Below are 17,171 nucleotides of genomic sequence, written 5' to 3'. Positions count from 1 at the left end.
TGTAAAAGCGTTAAATAATTATTGATTACCAACCTTCTGTTTGTAGAAATGTAGGTACTGCTTCAATTTCTGAATTAGGAATTGGCCACCAATAATGCTTTTCATCAAACGTTTTTGTTAATTGACTTTGTTCTACGTTTTCAAAACTAAAACCAGTAGGGTATAGTGAAGATTCACTTCCTTGCCAACGCATTTCTAAAAATTCAACCTTTTTATTTTCTTCTAGGTGTGCTATTTTCCATCGTCTCATGTCATCATACCTAATACCTTCAAAGCACAACTCAATAGCGCGTTCATTTCTAATACGCTCTCTTAAAAGTGCTTTAGAACCTGTGTAAGCCGCATTTACATTTGGCATTCCAACTCTATTTCTAATCATGTTAATAGCTTGTAAAGCAGTTAAGCTAGATCCTGGTACAGCTCCGTTTGGACCATAGGCCTCATTTGCAGCTTCTGCATAGTTGAGGTATACTTCAGACATTCTAAAAATATTATTATTTACATGATGGTTTCTACCACCGGCTCCAGACCATCGTGCTCCATTTGGTAGCCATTTTTTAATTCTAAGACCTGTAAGATTTCTAACTCTCCAAAATAAATTTGGATTACCTCCCGGATCGTGTAAATTTAATCCCAAGTTTCCTTCTTCATTTACTTGTGCTAAATCAACAACACCTGTTAAATTCCAAGCATTTGGATCTACTATTAAATCTGTTACCCCATCAAATAGTATGGCGTTATAAAATCTAGGATCTCTATTGATAAAAGGTTCTTGTGGGTTGTAATCAGGATCATCGGCAATGGCTAAACCATTTTTTGTTTCAAATTTATCTACAAAATTAGCTAGTGCACCGATTGACATAGGGCTTCCATTTCCTCTTAAATGGTCCCATCCAGCCGTTAATGTATGTCTAGGAGTAGGACTTACTATCGCTCCAAAAACAAAAAACTTTTGATTTACTTCGGAAAAAATAACTTCTGATGGAATTGTTTTTTGAATACCAGGACCAATAAAAATACTTCTATATGGTTCTAGTTCTTCTGTTTCCATTAGAAAAAGATCATCACCATTATGGTCTACATCTATAGTGTTTGCTGCACTTGCATCAATAAGTGTATATAAACCGTTATCGTTTGCATAATTGATAAGATCCGAAGCGGCTGTTGCTGCATCTATCCATGCTTGTTGATCGTTAGACTCATTTACTAATGGACTAGCTGCGAATAATGTAAGTCTAGATTTTAGTGCCATAGCAGCACCTTTTGTTGGGCGTCCAACATCTTCCGATTCCCAAGCTACAGGAAGAAAGTTAGTTGCTTGGTCTAAATCTTCTAGCATGTCTGCTAGGTTACTTTGGTATGATTCTCTTTCATGATCTAAAGAGCTATCTAACTGTAAGTTTTCTTTTAAGTAAATAAGTCCACCGTGGCGTTTGGTTAGTAAGTGATAAAAGAAAGCTCTTAAAAAATAAGCTTGTCCAATTAAGCCGTTTATTTCTTCTTCAGTTCCGTTGTTTATATTATCAACATTTGCAAGAAAAGTATTTATAGCTCTAATGCCTTTCCAAGAATCAAAATACCTGAAAGTAAAGTTTGGTGTTGATCCTACAGGAGTTCCATTAGCGTTGTAAGGCGGCATGTTTATTAAGCTAACATAGTCTCCTTGCGCATATATAGGGTAGGTTTGTGGGAACGTCTGCCATAATCTACCCGGATAACCTTCTCCGGCCATCGTCATGTTTGGTAGCCAATCTCCTCCTTGGCCTGGAGCACTTACATCTGTTATTAAATAACTATAAGCAGCATCTAAAGCATTTTTTGCTAAACGAATATCTTCAAAAACATCAGATTCATCTAGGCCTTCAAAATCTTGTTGTTTGTCTAAGTAATCTTCACAACTTGTAAAAAAAGAAATGCAGATTAAAGCAAATGTATATATTCTTGTTTTCATAATTTTTTTATTTTAAAAAGTCATGTTTATACCTAAATTGATTCTTCTAAGTATTGGGTAAGACCCAGGATTGTTTGCTTCAGGATCACCGTAATCTAAATCAGAAATTACAAGAAGGTTATTACCATTAAGATAAACTCTTAAATCACTTAATGTTTTACTGTTGCTCATATCAAAATTATAACCAAGGTTTACACTTCGTAATTTGATGTAGTCTAAATCTACAATTCTAGCTGTAGAATCATTTATTAAGTTTGGGTTTGTTACAGCATGTAAAGCAGGGTATGCCGCATTTGTATTGGTAGGCGTCCAGTAATCTAAGTGCTCATCTAACCCTGTGGCAAGTCCGTCGGGAAGTGCAAATGCTAAATCGCTATTTACAAGTCCTCTGTGTCCTTCAACACCGTTAATTAATGCACTAAGTGACCAACCTTTGTAAGAACCGCTTAACTTTAAGCTATAACTGTTTTTTGGAGCATTTGGTAAATCGAATCTAACTTGATCATCTAGAGCTGTGCCTGTTATGGCGCCATTTGCGTTGTAATCAATGTATCTATAATCTCCTAAGCCAGGCGCACCACTAACTGTAGGGTAGTTTACAATTTCGTCTATATTTTGAAAATAACCATCTGTTTGTAACAAAGCTGAAGCTCCTGCAGGTTTTCCTGAAATTGAAGTGTATGGTGTTGTTCCAGGGCCATCTAAAGCACTTTTAAGAATTCGATTTTCATTAAATCCGTAGAAGGCAGTTGCAGAATACTTAAACCCTCCTGAAGTTTTGTTTTTATAAGTTAAAGATATTTCATAGCCATGACTTTCAGAAGCTCCTAAATTAACAAAAGGTAAATCTGCAGAGAAACCATAAAAAGCAGGATATATAGCACCAGGAATACTGATTAAATCGGTTCTAGAATCTTTAAAGAAATCAACTTCTCCTGATATTTTATTATCAAAGAAACCGAATTCAACACCAATGTTTTGTTTTGCTACGGTAGCCCATGTTAGCACAGGATTACCGATTTGAGACTCTGTAACTATTAAAAGTGGATCGTCTATATCTATTCCAAAATAATATCTCGAATTTGGTCTTTTCTCAGTGTTAGCAGCACCAGGCTCCCCATAAAAATCGTAGAAGCTTAAGTATTGCCAACGGTTACTGCCTAGTCCGGCTTTAGATCCAGTTTCACCATAAGAATATCTTATTTTGAAGTTGTTAATTTCAGGAATATTGTCTTTTACAAATTTCTCTTTGGCTAGATTGATTCCAACGGCATAGGAAGGGAAAAGTTTAAATCTGTAACCTTCTGCAAATGTTTCATCTCCATTATAAGATCCACTTAGTTCAAAAAAGTAACGGGAGTCATAATTATAAGTAGCACGACCTACATAATCTTCATTGTAAAAAGGGAATGTTGTATTACTCACACGTTTGTTACGACTAGCAAGTGCTAAACCGGTTACACTATGCTTACCAAAAGAGCGTTGGTAATTTAATTGTGCACGTTGATAAGAAATTTCTTGACTATCGTTAATTGTTTCACTTCCTAAAATAAATTCTAAAGGACGCTCATATTCTACGCCTTCAGCAGAAATCCACGATCCGTCTCGGTCTAAAGTGTAAGTGTCTAATCTAGGATCTAATGTGGCGTCATAAGCAATTCTACTTCGTGTGGTGTAAGAACTTATGTAATTGTATTTTCCTGTAAATTTTAAGCCTTCAGTAATAAAATCTAAATCTTGTTCCAGTTCTAAATCTATAGAAAAAACAGTTTTGTTATCTTGAGAAGTCCCGCTAGCATTGATACCTGTGTAAATATTTCTTCCAGTTCCATATCTAGGTTCTGATAAGCCAGGGAAAAATGGATCTGGATATTGTTCTAAAACACTTGCAGGATAAACAGGTACTACACCACCTGGTGCTGAGTTGTAAAGTCCTAGGAAGCTAATGTCACTTCCGTTACCAGGTTGGTTTTTATCTTCTAAACGGCTACTAACACTTGTGTTTAAACGCGTAGTTTTAGTTAAGGTGAAGTCTAAATTCCCTCTAAACGTGTATCGTTTAAATTTAAATTTAGGATCGTAATTAAAAAGTTTTTCTGTTTTAGTAATATCACCTTCAGTTAAATACCCTGCAGATGCATAGTATTTTACAAAATCAGACCCACCTCTAACAGAAATAGTTTGATTTAAACTAGTTGCATAATCATCTCTTATGGCAACATCAAACCAATCTGTATTTGGGTAGATGTATGGTAAATCACCATCTCTCCAATGTGCTAAATCTACAGCTGACGCATATCCACTAGTATAAGCTTGATCATTTAATATTCCTGTATTAAAAGCACTTTGTGCAGAAAAAGCATCTAGTACATTATCTGGTTCGTTAAGAACAGATTTTACAGAAAACTCACTGTTGTAACTCACTTTTGGTCTACCAGTTTTTCCTCGTTTTGTTGTAATAATGATAACACCATTTGCACCTCTAATACCATAAACAGCGGTTGCAGCACCATCTTTTAGTGTACTTATATTTTCTACATCTCTAGGGTTTATGTTGGCAAATCCACCAACAATTTCTACGCCATCTACTAATATTAGTGGGTTTGCGTTACCTCTAATAAAAATATCGCCGTCATCGGCACCGGGCTGTCCAGAACCTTGTACAACAACAAGGCCGGGTGAGGCTCCACTTAAAGCATTAGTAACGTTGCTAGAACCTGAATCTAATAGTTCTTCTCCTTTTATCTGGCTTATCGAGCCTAATACACTTTCTTTCTTTTGGGCTCCATAGCCAACAACAACAATTTCGGAAAGACTTTGAATGTCTTCCTTCATAGTCACGTTTATAGTTGTTTTGCCTGTTGTTTTAATTTCTTGAGTTTGAAACCCAATACTAGAAAAAACTAAAACGGCATTTGGGTCTACGGTAATTTTATATCCACCATCAAAATCTGTTACAGCTCCGTTTGCTTTTCCTTTTTCGAGAATATTAATACCAGGAATTGGCATTCCAGAATCATCTGCTACTACACCCTGAATTACCTCTTGAGAAAAAGAACACCATGAGATGGATAGTAATAATATAAATAGTTTTATTTCCTTCATAAATTAGAGTTTTCCGGGTTAAGAGAATATAGAAATGTTATACTCATAGTTTTAATGTTTTAGCTTAGTTAGTTTGATTGTTTTTTTTAGTTCCTTCTTTAGTAAATCATTTGTTTAAATTTAATTCTTGGAAATCTTTAACAAACGCCTATAGTTTTATTTAGGATAATCTACTGTCAAAAGTAAAGGGTTTACCTCTTTTTGCTTTCTCAAATTGGGGTTCAAAATGTTGCTTTTAACAAATTTTCTTAAGATTAAACCTACAAATGATGTGGTTTTGGGCTTTTTTGCTGCAACATACGTCTCTAATTAGAATATTTTATGTCTAGATTAATTTAAAGTATATACTGATTAATTTAGCATATAAGTAGCGAAGTGAATAGATGGTTTTTAGCAAAAAAATGACATGGTTTTTTGTTTTTAAAAGTAATTAATTAGGTGTGATTTCGATTAATGGTACTCCAGAAAATTATGAAATATTAAAATTCATGTTGCTTTTAAATTGGACGTATTTTTTTGTTTTCGGAAGTCTTATTAGCCGTTTTTATTTTTAGAATTACAAATAGTAAGTTTTAAACAGTAGATATATGTTTTAGTTGTTTGCTGAGTTTTTCCGTCGGTTTTAAACTCTAAAATACGCCATAAGTAACATTATTCACCCTTAATTGAGAAATATACCATAGATAAAGTGGTTAAGTTTGTTACCAAGTGTTTCTTCACTTTAAAGTGAAGTTTTTATATAAAAGCTAAATTAAATAGAATGATAAAAAAGATAATACCCGTTTTAATATTCACCGCTACTTTAGTGTTTGCAGTTGTTAGTTGTAAAAGCAATACTCGGAAACCGGTAGTTAAGAACGATGTTGAAAAGCCGAAACCAAATATTGTTGTTATTTATTTGGACGATTTGGGGTATGGCGATTTAAGTTGTTATGGAGCTACAGAATTGCAAACACCCAATATAGATGCTTTGGCAGATGGTGGTGTAAAATTTACCAACGGTTACGCTTCGTCGGCCACTTGTACACCAAGTCGTTATGCATTATTAACAGGGATGTATCCATGGAAAAATAAGGACGCTAAAATATTACCAGGCGATGCTCCTTTATTAATTAGTACTGCGCAAACTACTTTGCCAAAAACGCTCGCTAAAGCAGGTTATCAAACCGCCATTATAGGTAAGTGGCACTTAGGTTTAGGTTCTGGAAATGTAGATTGGAATACAACTATTAAACCTAGCCCTAATGAGGTAGGTTTCGATGAATCGTATATTTTGGCAGCGACTCAAGATCGTGTGCCAACGGTATATATTGAGAATGGGAATGTGGTAAATCTTGATAAAAACGACCCGATAGAGGTTAATTATAAAAAGAATTTTGAAGGTGAACCTACTGCTAAAACAAATCCGGAACTGACCACCATGAAATGGCATCACGGACATAATAATAGTATTGTAAACGGGATTCCTAGAATTGGGTATATGAAAGGTGGTGAAGCTGCTAAGTGGAGTGATATTGATATGGCCGATCATTTCTTAGGTAAAGCACAAGACTATGTAAAAACACATAAGGGGAATCCGTTTTTTCTATACTACGCTATGCAACAACCACATGTGCCTAGAACTCCACATCCACGCTTTGTTGGTAAATCGGGCATGGGACCAAGAGGAGATGTTATTCTAGAAGCCGATTGGTGTATTGGTGAATTTATTAAGACTTTAGAAGAAGAAGGCGTTTTAGAAAATACTTTAATTGTTTTTTCTAGTGATAATGGGCCTGTGTTAAACGATGGGTATTATGATGATGCTGTTGAAAAACTTGGAAATCATGACCCAAAAGGAGGTTTGCGAGGTGGTAAATACAGTTTGTTTGAAGCGGGTACTCGCGTGCCCTTTATTACGTATTGGAAAAATGATATTAAGCCTAATGTCTCCGATGCTATTGTTTGTCAAATGGATTTAATGGCTTCTTTAGGAAATCTGGTTGGAGTTGATGAAAACACTACGGATAGCAAAAATTTATTAAGGGCATTATTAGGTGAAGCAGCGCAGGGACGTGAGCATTTAATTATTGAAGCGAAATCTAATACAGCTTTACGAAGTGGCGATTGGATTTTGATTCCTCCGTACAAAGGTGCTTCAATGAATAAGAAAGTAGGGACAGAAACAGGTGTGTCTTTAGAGTACAAACTTTTTAATGTTGTGAAAGATAAAGGGCAACAAAATAATTTAGCTGAAGTAAATCCTCAAAAATTGCAAGAGTTAATTCAGGTTTTTGAACAATTAAAACAATAACAAGTTTATTTCAGAATAAAGAAATCTAGAATATTATGCTTAATAAAACACATGCCGTAATTCTTATTCTCAATTTGTTGATTTTCAGTTGTAAAACTTCAGAAACAATAAAATCGGCAGCAAAGCCGAATATTATTTTTATAATGGCCGACGATTTGGGGTATGGCGACATTGGACCTTATGGGCAAACTAAAATTAAAACACCAAACCTCGATGAGTTAGCAGCTCAAGGTATGGTATTTACTAATCATTACGCAGGTTCTACAGTTTGCATGCCATCGCGAGCTAGTTTGTTAACGGGTTACGATCAAGGTCATGCTAGTGTTAGAGGAAATCCTGTTTGGACAGAAAGTGGTACTCCTGTAAATCTTAAACGTAATGAAATAACAGTTGCTACCGAACTTAAAAAAGCGGGTTATAAAACAGCTGTTATTGGTAAATGGGGACTTTCTGAAGGTGTAGATAAAGAAAATATGCCATCGGAACATGGTTTTGATTATTTTTTAGGATACAAAGAGCATCGTCATGCGCACCATTATTACTGGGACACTCTGTACCGTAATAGTGAAGCTTTTATTTTAAAGGATAATAATTTTGCTTTAAAACAAGGTAAATATACGCATGATGTTTTTGTGAATGAGGCTTTAAGTTACGTGGAAAACGAAAAGGAAAATCCGTTTTTTCTGTGTTTAGCTTTAACCATTCCTCATTTAGAATTAACGGTTCCCGAAGAATCAAAGAAACCTTATCAAAATTTAGGTTGGCCAGAACGTAAAATGAATACAAAAGGGCATTATAAAAATGACAAGGAAGGCAATACAACTTACGCCGGTATGGTATCTCGAATGGATAGAGATTTAGGCAAGTTGTTTGATAAATTGAAAGAATTAGGAATAGAAGATAATACCATTATTTTCTTTACAAGTGATAACGGACCTGAATACGAAAAAAAGGATCGGTTTTTTAATAGTAACGGCGATTTAAAAGGAGGAAAGCGAGATTTGTATGAAGGCGGTATTCGCATTCCGTTTATAGCTAAATATCCTGGAAAAATACCTGCAGGTTCAACAAGTACTCACGTGTCTGCTTTTTGGGATTTCTTACCAACAGTTTGTGAGTTCGTCGGCGTTAGACCAACTAATATAGATATTAACGGTATCTCTTTTGCGCCTGAATTACTAGGAAATAGCAAAGCACAACAAAAACACGATTATTTGTATTGGGAGTTTAACGAGAAGCAAGGCCCTATTCAAGCTATTCGTCAAAACAATTGGAAATTGGTTTGGAAACTTGAAGGTAGTCCTGAGTTGTATAATCTTTCAACAGATATAGGTGAAACGAAAAATCTTGCCTTAGAAGAAGCGGAGAAATTAAATGAAATGCTTGCGCTTCTAAAAACAGCTAGAACAGAACATGCAGAATTTCCTTTAATAACACGAAAAGTGGCGCTTCAAAAGAGGAAATAGATAACTTCATTATTTGTTTTTTGAACATGTTTATTTAAACTGTGGGTATTTTAAATAGCCTATTTATCTTCATTCACACTCATATTGCAACATATTGGTTCCTTAATTGAGAATTTTAAAATGCTAAAAGACCTTAGATTTGGTTTTAGAGGAAAGTGTTTATTTCATTCATATTAATTCTTTTTGAAATAGGCCTTTTCATTCAACTAAATAAACCAAACTAAACTTTAAATTATGAGATTAAAAAATTACTCAAAAAACATTAAAACGTTATGCATTGCTTTATTGATTTGCTGTTCGAGTTTTACGGTGTTTAGCCAAACTATTTACACCAACGATATGGAGTATGTGTTAGGTGATGTAAAACAAGTTTTTATTACCAATAAGGTTTTAACAGAAGCACATGCCGATAATTTATTGAAAGCATTTACCGAAATGAAAGTAAACGGAATTCGTATTCCGCTTTTTGGTAGAGATACAAATGGTGTAGATCTTAACCCGAATAAACCTATGTTCGATTATTTTTATACACAAGCGTTAGCACAAGGTTTTTTAATTTTTGCAAATCCAGCACAAGGTGGAGGCGGAGCGCGTGTAGCTAATAATATGCTTAATGGTACTGTGCCATCGGTTAACGGTGTGCAAGCGGCAACCGATGAGTTAATTGCAAGAGTTTTAGAGTTTTCATCAGAATATCCTGACTGTACATGGCTAAACCCTTTTAATGAAGATGGACGCGCAACTAGCAGTACTTGGAGCGTAGATCAAATACATGAAATTTATTCAACACTTCATAATAATGTAAATGGCGCAGAGCTTATAGGGCCTTGTACTTGGGGGCTTCCTGCAGCTATCGATATGTTTAATAATACCAATATAGAAGATTATATTACGGTGGCTGCATCTCATAATTTAGGCTTTAATCATGGGCAATGGTCTACGTTTATCAACTTAGCAAAAGCGAGAAACTTACCAGTTTGGGATTCTGAAGTAAACCATAATGATGCTAAAGGCACAGGAACGCGTTTGGAGAAGGCCATAGAAAATAAGGTTGATGGTTTAGTTTTATATAATGCTGCCAATGCTGTAAACTTAAATAATGGTACTTTAACCAATGCCGTTTATACTTGGATGGATTTGTATTTAAAAGATGAGGCGCAACCTGTTAATATCGCTCCAACAGGTATCGCTACGCAATCTTCTACCAATCCTTCATTTAATAAAGGACCTGAATTAGCAATAGATGGCGATACCAATGGAAACTTTGGGGGAGGTTCTGTAACCGTTACAAATGGGGAAGCAAATCCATGGTGGCAAGTCGATTTTGGTTCAGATAAAAGTATCGGAGATATTAAAGTTTTTAATAGAACAGATGGTTGTTGTAAGGCAAGAATGTCCAATTTTACAGTGTCTGTTATAAACAGTAATAACGAAACGGTGTATAGTAAAACCTATGCCGACTATCCAGACCAATATATTATCGCAGAAACAGGAGGCGTTCTAGGTCAAATTGTTCGAATAGATTTAGATAACGGAACCAATGCATTAACATTAGCCGAGGTAGAGGTTTATGCTTCGGAAATTACATTATCAACTACAACTATAGATAATGTTGAGGTTAAAATTTATCCAAACCCAGTGTCAGAAAAATTAATGATATCTGCACCTAATACTTCGTTTAAAAACTACACATTATATACTGTTAACGGACAGATTGTTTTAACTAACGAAATAAATACTAAAGATGTTGAGGTTAATGTAAGTACCCTTTCTAAAGGTCTATATTTATTAAAATTAGATGGCCTTAATGGTTCTAAAATGTTAAAAGTGGTTAAGGATTAACTTTCGATACATAATTTTTTACCTTAGCGGGTATATACAGCGTTTTCAACTTATTTAATTTAAAAATAGTACGATTAAAAGATTCTAATACAATGATAAAAACGTCAAGCACACTCTTAGTTTTAACCTCTGTTTTATGTCTTGTTTTTTCAAGTTTTTCAGATGAAACAAAACAGCAGAATAAAATAAGTTCTGATACGGAGTTAATGAAACCTAAAAAGCCGAACATCATCTATATTCTAGCAGATGATTTAGGTTATGGAGATTTAGAATGCTTTAATCCTAACGGAAAAATACCAACGCCAAACCTTAATAATATGGCGAACAATGGTGTTATGTTTACAGATGCACATACGTCATCTGCTGTTTGTACACCAACACGATATGGTATTCTTACGGGACGTTATAATTGGAGGAGTCGTTTAAAAAGTGGTGTGCTTGGTGGGTATTCTAAATCGTTGATAAAAGAAGATCGTGTTACTGTAGCAACCATGTTAAAAACACAAGGCTACAGTACGGCTTACATTGGTAAATGGCACATGGGCTGGGACTGGTCTTTTGTAAATGAAGAAACAGAAGCCACGCTTAGAAAACTACATACTAATCCAAAAGTAGATTTTTCGGTACCCATTAAAAATGGACCGTCAACACATGGATTTGATTATTCATTTGGGTTTTGCGGATCTTTAGATATGGCGCCTTATGTATTTGTTGAAAATGATATACCAACTATGGAACCTACAAAAACTACTATTTCGGTAGACGAAAAAGGTGTTTGGAGAAAAGGACCAACGTCCGACGATTTTGTTCACGCTAATATTTTGCAAGATCTAACAGATAGAGCTGTAAGTTATATTGAAGAAAAATCGACTGAGAAAGATCCGTTTTTCTTATATTTTCCTTTGCCTGCACCGCATACACCTATTTTACCAACTACAGAGTTTTTAGGAAAAAGTAATACCAATATGTATGGCGATTTTGTAATGCAGGTTGATGATGTGGTTCGCCAAATACGAGAAGCATTAAAAAAGCAAGGCATTTCAGAAAATACATTAATTGTATTTACTAGTGATAATGGGTGTTCGCCAAAAGCAGATTTTGAAGAATTGGCAAAAGTAAAACACGACCCCAGTTATGTGTTTAGAGGCATGAAAGCCGATATTTACGAAGGCGGACATCATGTGCCACTTATTGTAGAATGGCCAAGCAAAGGTTTAAAAAACTCTAAAACAGATAGAACTATTTCTACTGTCGATTTTTTTGCAACTTGTGCCGAGGTTTCTGGCTATAACATTAAAGACACCGAAGCGGAAGATAGCTATAGTATGCTACCTTTAATTGTAGGAGCTAATCAAGATGATATTAGAGAATATACAGTATATCATTCCATAAACGGGTCGTTTGCTATAAAACAAGGCGATTGGAAGTTGTGTTTAACCAACGGTTCTGCAGGGTGGAGTTACCCACGACCAAACGAAATAAAAAGTCAGAAATTAGATTTACCCGAGATGCAACTTTTCAATTTAAAAAATGATATTGAAGAAACTAAAAACTTAATAGCAGAGCACCCGGAAAAAGCTGTCGAGTTAAAAGTTGCGCTTAAAAAAATAATATTAGATGGTAGAAGTACAGCAGGGGAAAAACAGCAAAACGAAGGCATGGAAGGCTGGAAACAAATTGAAAGTATAATTAATTAAGACGAAAATTAAATTAAAATCTACAAAATGAAACAAGTTTCTCTAACGTTTTCAATGCTTCTGTTTATTGCGTTTTTCAATGCTTGCAGCGTTAAATCAAATATCAATGTAAGCTCTCCTGATAAAAAGGTAGAGTTAACTTTTGAGAATAATGAGGAAGGTTTAACATATCAATTAAACCGGAATAACGAGGTCTTGGTAGGTGTGTCTAGTATTTCGATACTGCCTAACATTCCTGTAAAAATATTAAATACAGAAATTAACTCAGTCGATACCAAATGGAATCCGGTTTGGGGGCAGTTTAGTGAAATTAGAGATTTTTATAATGAAATTGTAATTCATATTGAAGTTGACGGAAAAACAGGGAAATTACTCTCTCGTGTTTATAACGATGGTGTTGGTTTTAGGTTTGAACTGGATGATGTTACCGCAGAAGATCAATTAGATTTTTATGCTGAATATAATTTAGCTAGTAACGATGTGTTTTATTATACAGTCGGAGAACATCCTCCTGTTGGTCCTGTTGCTATAGGTAGTTTATCTGATGAGCAAGCAAAATTGTCAAAAATGTTGCTTCCTGTTGTTGTCGAAAAATCGAATAAAAATCATTTATCTTTTTTAGAATCCGATCTGTATTCATCTAAAGGTTTTAGTACCATGACGATGAATTTTAATAAAAAATCGGGAACTTTAGTATCTAGTAGTAAACCAAAATATATAAGCGAAAAAGTGGTTACGCCATGGAAAGTTATTTTGTTTGGAGACTCGGCAGGCGATTTAGTAACCAGTACCGTTACTGTAAATTTGGCGGCACCTTGTGAAATAGAAAACACCGATTGGATTAAGCCTGGTAAAACCATGTGGGATTGGCGTGTGCATGGCTATACGGCGCCCGATGGTTTTGTGTATGGTATTAATACAGAAAGCTACAAACGTTTTATAGATTTTGCAGATAAAAAAGGTATTGAGTATTTTTTAATTGATGCGTCTTGGTATAAACGTGCTACTAAAGGGCATTTTGAGTTAACTCCTGAGTTAGATTTAGAAGCTGTTATAGCTTACGCTGAAGATAAAGATGTTGAACTTATTTTGTATTACGATCGTAAATTTGGCGAATATGGAGATAAGGAGTTGTTTCCTTATTTTCAATCTTTAGGTATGCATGGTATTAAATATGGTTTTATGGGGAACAATGTTCAGTTTTCTCGTGATGCTATTAGTCAAAGTGCTGCTAGTGAATTACTAATCGATTTCCATGATAGTCCAGTGCCTTTTACGGGTGTTAGGCGTACATTTCCCAACGCTATTACCCGCGAATATTGCCATGCACAGCAAGATTCTCGTAAAGCGTTTACTCCCGAAACTTTTATTAAATTGGCTTTAGTTAATGCTATACAAGGGCCTTTGGATATGAATAATGGTAATTTTGATATCACCGGAATTAATGCTGGAAAACGACAAAAAGGCCCAAAGAAATTAAACTCTTATTTATCTACAGTGGTGTCTGAGGTAGCTAGAACTCTAGTTGTTTTTAGTGGTTTAGTTTGTATTCCCGATGCTCCAGAAGCTTATGAGGCTAAAGCCGATTTATTCGAGTTTATCCAAAAAATGCCTGTTGGTAAATGGGATGAGTCTCGAATTCTGAATTCAAAAATGGGAGAATATATTACTACAGCACGACGATCTAAAAACGATTGGTTTGTTGGTAGTGTTATGAATCAAAAAGGAGGCGTTTTAGATATTGACTTAAACTTTCTTGAAGAAGGAAAAATCTATGAGGTTACCTTTTACGAGGATACACCCGAAACCGATTGTAAAACAAACCCCGAAGCTTACCAAATAAGAAAGGCTAAAGTGAAAAAAGGAGATGTTATTAAAGCTAATATGGCTCCGGGTGGTGGACATTGTATGTGGATAAAATCAGAATAAAAAAGTATATTTAACGCTGAAACCTATTCCAGATGAAAAACCAATCCTCCTATTTATTGCTATGCGCTTTTACATTGTTATCAATGAGTTTATTTGCGCAAAAAATAAGAATTACAGAAGCTCCCGAAGATTATCAGTTATATGCTCGCGATAGCAGTAATACCGCTGAGGTTTTAATCTCTGGTAATATTAAGGGAACTCCAGATTTTAAAGAGTTTTCATTAAAAGTATTTAAAGATAATGTGCTTTATAATACACAAAAGGATAGTCTAGTTGATAAGCAGTTTTCAGTTTCAACTGAAATAAATTCGGGCTTACACGAGTATCGATTTGAGTTTTATATCAAAAAAAATAATGTCGATAGCCTATACTTTTCTGCCGATCATGTAGTCTGTGGAGATGCTTATATTATAACTGGGCAATCTAACTCTCATGCAAGTAGTAGCTTGTCGACTTACAGTAATCCATATTGCAGAAGTTTTGGGGTTAAAACAGGTTACGAAACTTACAACGACGACGATAGAAAAGTACGTTGGGGTATGGCTACAGGAAATTTAGAAGGTCTTGATGGTGTTGGAGGATGGTTTAAAAAGAACCCATTTGGTGTTGGTGCTTGGGGTATGGAATTAATGCGGTTAATTGTCGAAAAACATCAGGTGCCTGTTTGTATTATTAACGGTGGTAGCGGTTCATCTTCAATAGAAAAAAACATGTTATATCCAGAGCAACCATCTTTAGAAACTAGCTTTGGGCGTTTAGCATATCGTGTCGATCAAGCGGGTTTGAAAGATAAAATTAAAGCCATTTTTTGGCATCAAGGAGAGTCTAACTCGGTAAGTGTGGAAAGTTATCAAGGATATGCAGCTAATTTTGATGTGCTTTTGAATGATTGGAAACGTGTTTATACAAGTTTAGAAAAAGTTTATTTATTTCAAATTCATCCCGGTTGTGGTCGTAATCCAGAGAGTTATCTTTCTGAAATGCGTGAAGTTCAAAATAAAATAGATAAAAAGTACGAGATGGTAAATATTATGTCCACACTAGGTGTTACAGGTCATGATGGTTGTCACTTTTCTTACGATGGTTATTTAGAATTTGCCAAACGTATTTATCCTTTAGTGGCGCGGGATTATTATAACGAAAAGTTCGATTTCACGATAACACCTCCAAAATTATTAAGTGCGAATTATACAGGTTCTAAAAAGATTATACTAAACTTCGATCAGTCTATACTTCTAGAAGAAAAGCGTGAAGTAAATGGCGTGGTTCATTATTTAAAAGATCAGTTTTTTGCTTCGGAAGATTCAAATTTAGAACAAATGCCTCTTGAAGTTAAAAGAGTGGACGTTAAAGATAATTCACTTATTCTTACATTGAAAAAAGCATCTAATTATAAATTTATAACCTACCTACCAAGTAAGTTTTACGTAGGCACTCGCGATATTTATAATGGTCCGTGGCTATCTGGAAGAGAAAATAATATTGGTGCTTTAAGTTTTGATAGAAGGCCAATTACTCAACTTAAAGATTAAAATCTACTAAAATAATCTTCATTTATAGAGTAATAATTGTTGTCGTTTCTACAGCTTTCATGTTATGGTTAGGTCGTTCCTTATGGAATTTGGCTTAAATCATGAGGTTTTTTGTATGTTTATGATTATTAGTTTGTTGTGTTTATGTTGGAGTTGTTTTTATGTATTCAAATTCAACATTTATACCCCCTAATTGATAATTATAAGTTTTTGTTTTATAATAACTTTGGTAATTGCCGAACATAGACACATAACTGAATAGATCTGTGCGTATGTTTTCAAACAAAACAAACTAAAAGAAAATCCATAACTGTCTTTATAACTTTTACTAATGAAAAATATTTTTGTAATTATAATAATGCTGTTTTTAGGAATGGGTACTGTTTTTTCTCAATCGAACTTTAAATCGGTAACAGCATCATATTCTCCTATTGAAGCATTAGGTTTTGAAGAGGGCATAAAACGAGGCGACCCAAGTGATGTTATAAAGGTAGGGTCTTTGTATTATGTTTGGTATTGGAAAGTAGGAGATCATGTTAGATGGGCAACATGGTATGCAACCTCACCAGATGGATTTGTTTGGACAGAAAAAGGAGAAGTTTTACCTCCGGGAAAAGATGGCAGTTGGGATGATGAAGGTTGTTTTACACCTGGTATTTTAGTTGCTAACAATAAATATTATCTTTTTTATTCGGGAGTTAATAATCCGTATAGAACTAAGGATCTTGAAAAATCGAAAACAAGAATAGGCATAGCTGTTTCCGATTCTCCTGATGGTCCTTGGGTAAAACTTCCAACTAATCCGATAATGGTTCCTAGTGATAATGTTACTGAGTTTGATAGTCACAGAATTGACGATGCTAGTATAATTGTCCGTGACGGAAAGTATTGGTTATACTACAAAGGTCGCCAATGGGGTAAATCGCCACGTGAAACTAAAATGGGTGTTGCTATAGCCGATAATCCTGAAGGACCATATGTGAAATACGAAAACAACCCTGTTGTAAAAGGCGGTCATGAAGTATTAGTTTGGCCTCAAGGCAAAGGTGTTGCCACACTTATAGGGAAAGAAGGACCTGAGGATGTACGTAAATCTATTATGTATGCCGAAGATGGATTTAATTTTAAAAAGACACACGATTTTACAAATAAAAATGTACCGCTTGCACCTGGAGCATATCGTCCTGAAGCGTTTACTGATAATGGTAATGGTAAGTTGATAGAATGGGGCGTGCAGAGAGTTATTAATAAAAAGGGACAGTTTCTTGAAAGATTCGATTTAAAGGAGGTTCTGGGAAATCCTTAGTAAAAAGATAAAGTGTTTTATCAATCGGAGATATAATTTGAATTTTTACG

The 17,171-nt window shown here is 34.9% G+C and carries 9 protein-coding genes; 7 read left to right on the top strand and 2 right to left on the bottom strand.

What is annotated here, in order from left to right; translation table 11 throughout:
* Window positions 1–25 precede the first annotated feature (25 nt).
* Window positions 26–1,951: a RagB/SusD family nutrient uptake outer membrane protein gene (locus tag DFQ06_RS19275; RefSeq protein WP_042506001.1), complete on the bottom strand. Its 1,926-nt coding sequence runs from the start codon at window positions 1,949–1,951 to the stop codon at window positions 26–28.
* A gap of 12 nt (window positions 1,952–1,963) precedes the next feature.
* Window positions 1,964–5,056 carry a SusC/RagA family TonB-linked outer membrane protein gene (locus DFQ06_RS19270; protein WP_133969481.1) on the bottom strand — a complete coding sequence of 1,031 codons (3,093 nt, stop codon included), beginning with the start codon at window positions 5,054–5,056 and terminating at the stop codon, window positions 1,964–1,966.
* Window positions 5,057–5,816: 760 nt separating this feature from the next.
* Here DFQ06_RS19270 and DFQ06_RS19265 point away from each other — a divergent pair.
* The 7 genes from DFQ06_RS19265 (at window position 5,817) to DFQ06_RS19650 (ending at window position 17,121) form a co-directional block, all read left to right on the top strand.
* Complete coding sequence (locus DFQ06_RS19265) at window positions 5,817–7,349, top strand: sulfatase family protein (protein WP_133969479.1); 1,533 nt, start codon at window positions 5,817–5,819, stop codon at window positions 7,347–7,349.
* 35 nt (window positions 7,350–7,384) lie between these two features.
* The gene (locus DFQ06_RS19260; RefSeq protein ID WP_133969477.1) at window positions 7,385–8,815 is read left to right on the top strand and encodes an arylsulfatase; all 1,431 of its coding nucleotides are present in this window, start codon (window positions 7,385–7,387) and stop codon (window positions 8,813–8,815) included.
* 234 nt (window positions 8,816–9,049) lie between these two features.
* On the top strand, window positions 9,050–10,657 hold the full coding sequence (locus DFQ06_RS19255) for a T9SS type A sorting domain-containing protein (RefSeq protein ID WP_133969475.1): 1,608 nt from the start codon (window positions 9,050–9,052) through the stop codon (window positions 10,655–10,657).
* Between the two features lie 92 nt (window positions 10,658–10,749).
* Entirely contained in the window at window positions 10,750–12,354 is a 1,605-nt protein-coding gene (locus DFQ06_RS19250; RefSeq protein WP_133969473.1) for a sulfatase family protein, read from the top strand.
* A 27-nt stretch (window positions 12,355–12,381) separates the two neighbouring features.
* Window positions 12,382–14,283, top strand: coding sequence for a glycoside hydrolase family 97 protein (locus DFQ06_RS19245; protein ID WP_206672784.1), 1,902 nt, complete (start codon window positions 12,382–12,384; stop codon window positions 14,281–14,283).
* A gap of 32 nt (window positions 14,284–14,315) precedes the next feature.
* Window positions 14,316–15,815, top strand: a complete 1,500-nt coding sequence (locus tag DFQ06_RS19240) for a sialate O-acetylesterase (RefSeq protein ID WP_133969471.1) — start codon at window positions 14,316–14,318, stop codon at window positions 15,813–15,815.
* Window positions 15,816–16,146: 331 nt separating this feature from the next.
* On the top strand, window positions 16,147–17,121 hold the full coding sequence (locus DFQ06_RS19650; protein ID WP_206672783.1) for a family 43 glycosylhydrolase: 975 nt from the start codon (window positions 16,147–16,149) through the stop codon (window positions 17,119–17,121).
* Window positions 17,122–17,171: the final 50 nt, after the last annotated feature.

Origin of the sequence: Algibacter lectus, from assembly GCF_004368925.1 — a bacterium.
GTDB lineage: Bacteria > Bacteroidota > Bacteroidia > Flavobacteriales > Flavobacteriaceae > Algibacter > Algibacter lectus.
The sequence above is the reverse complement of the archived record's forward strand: the minus strand, read 5'-3'. Positions and strand labels throughout refer to the sequence as shown.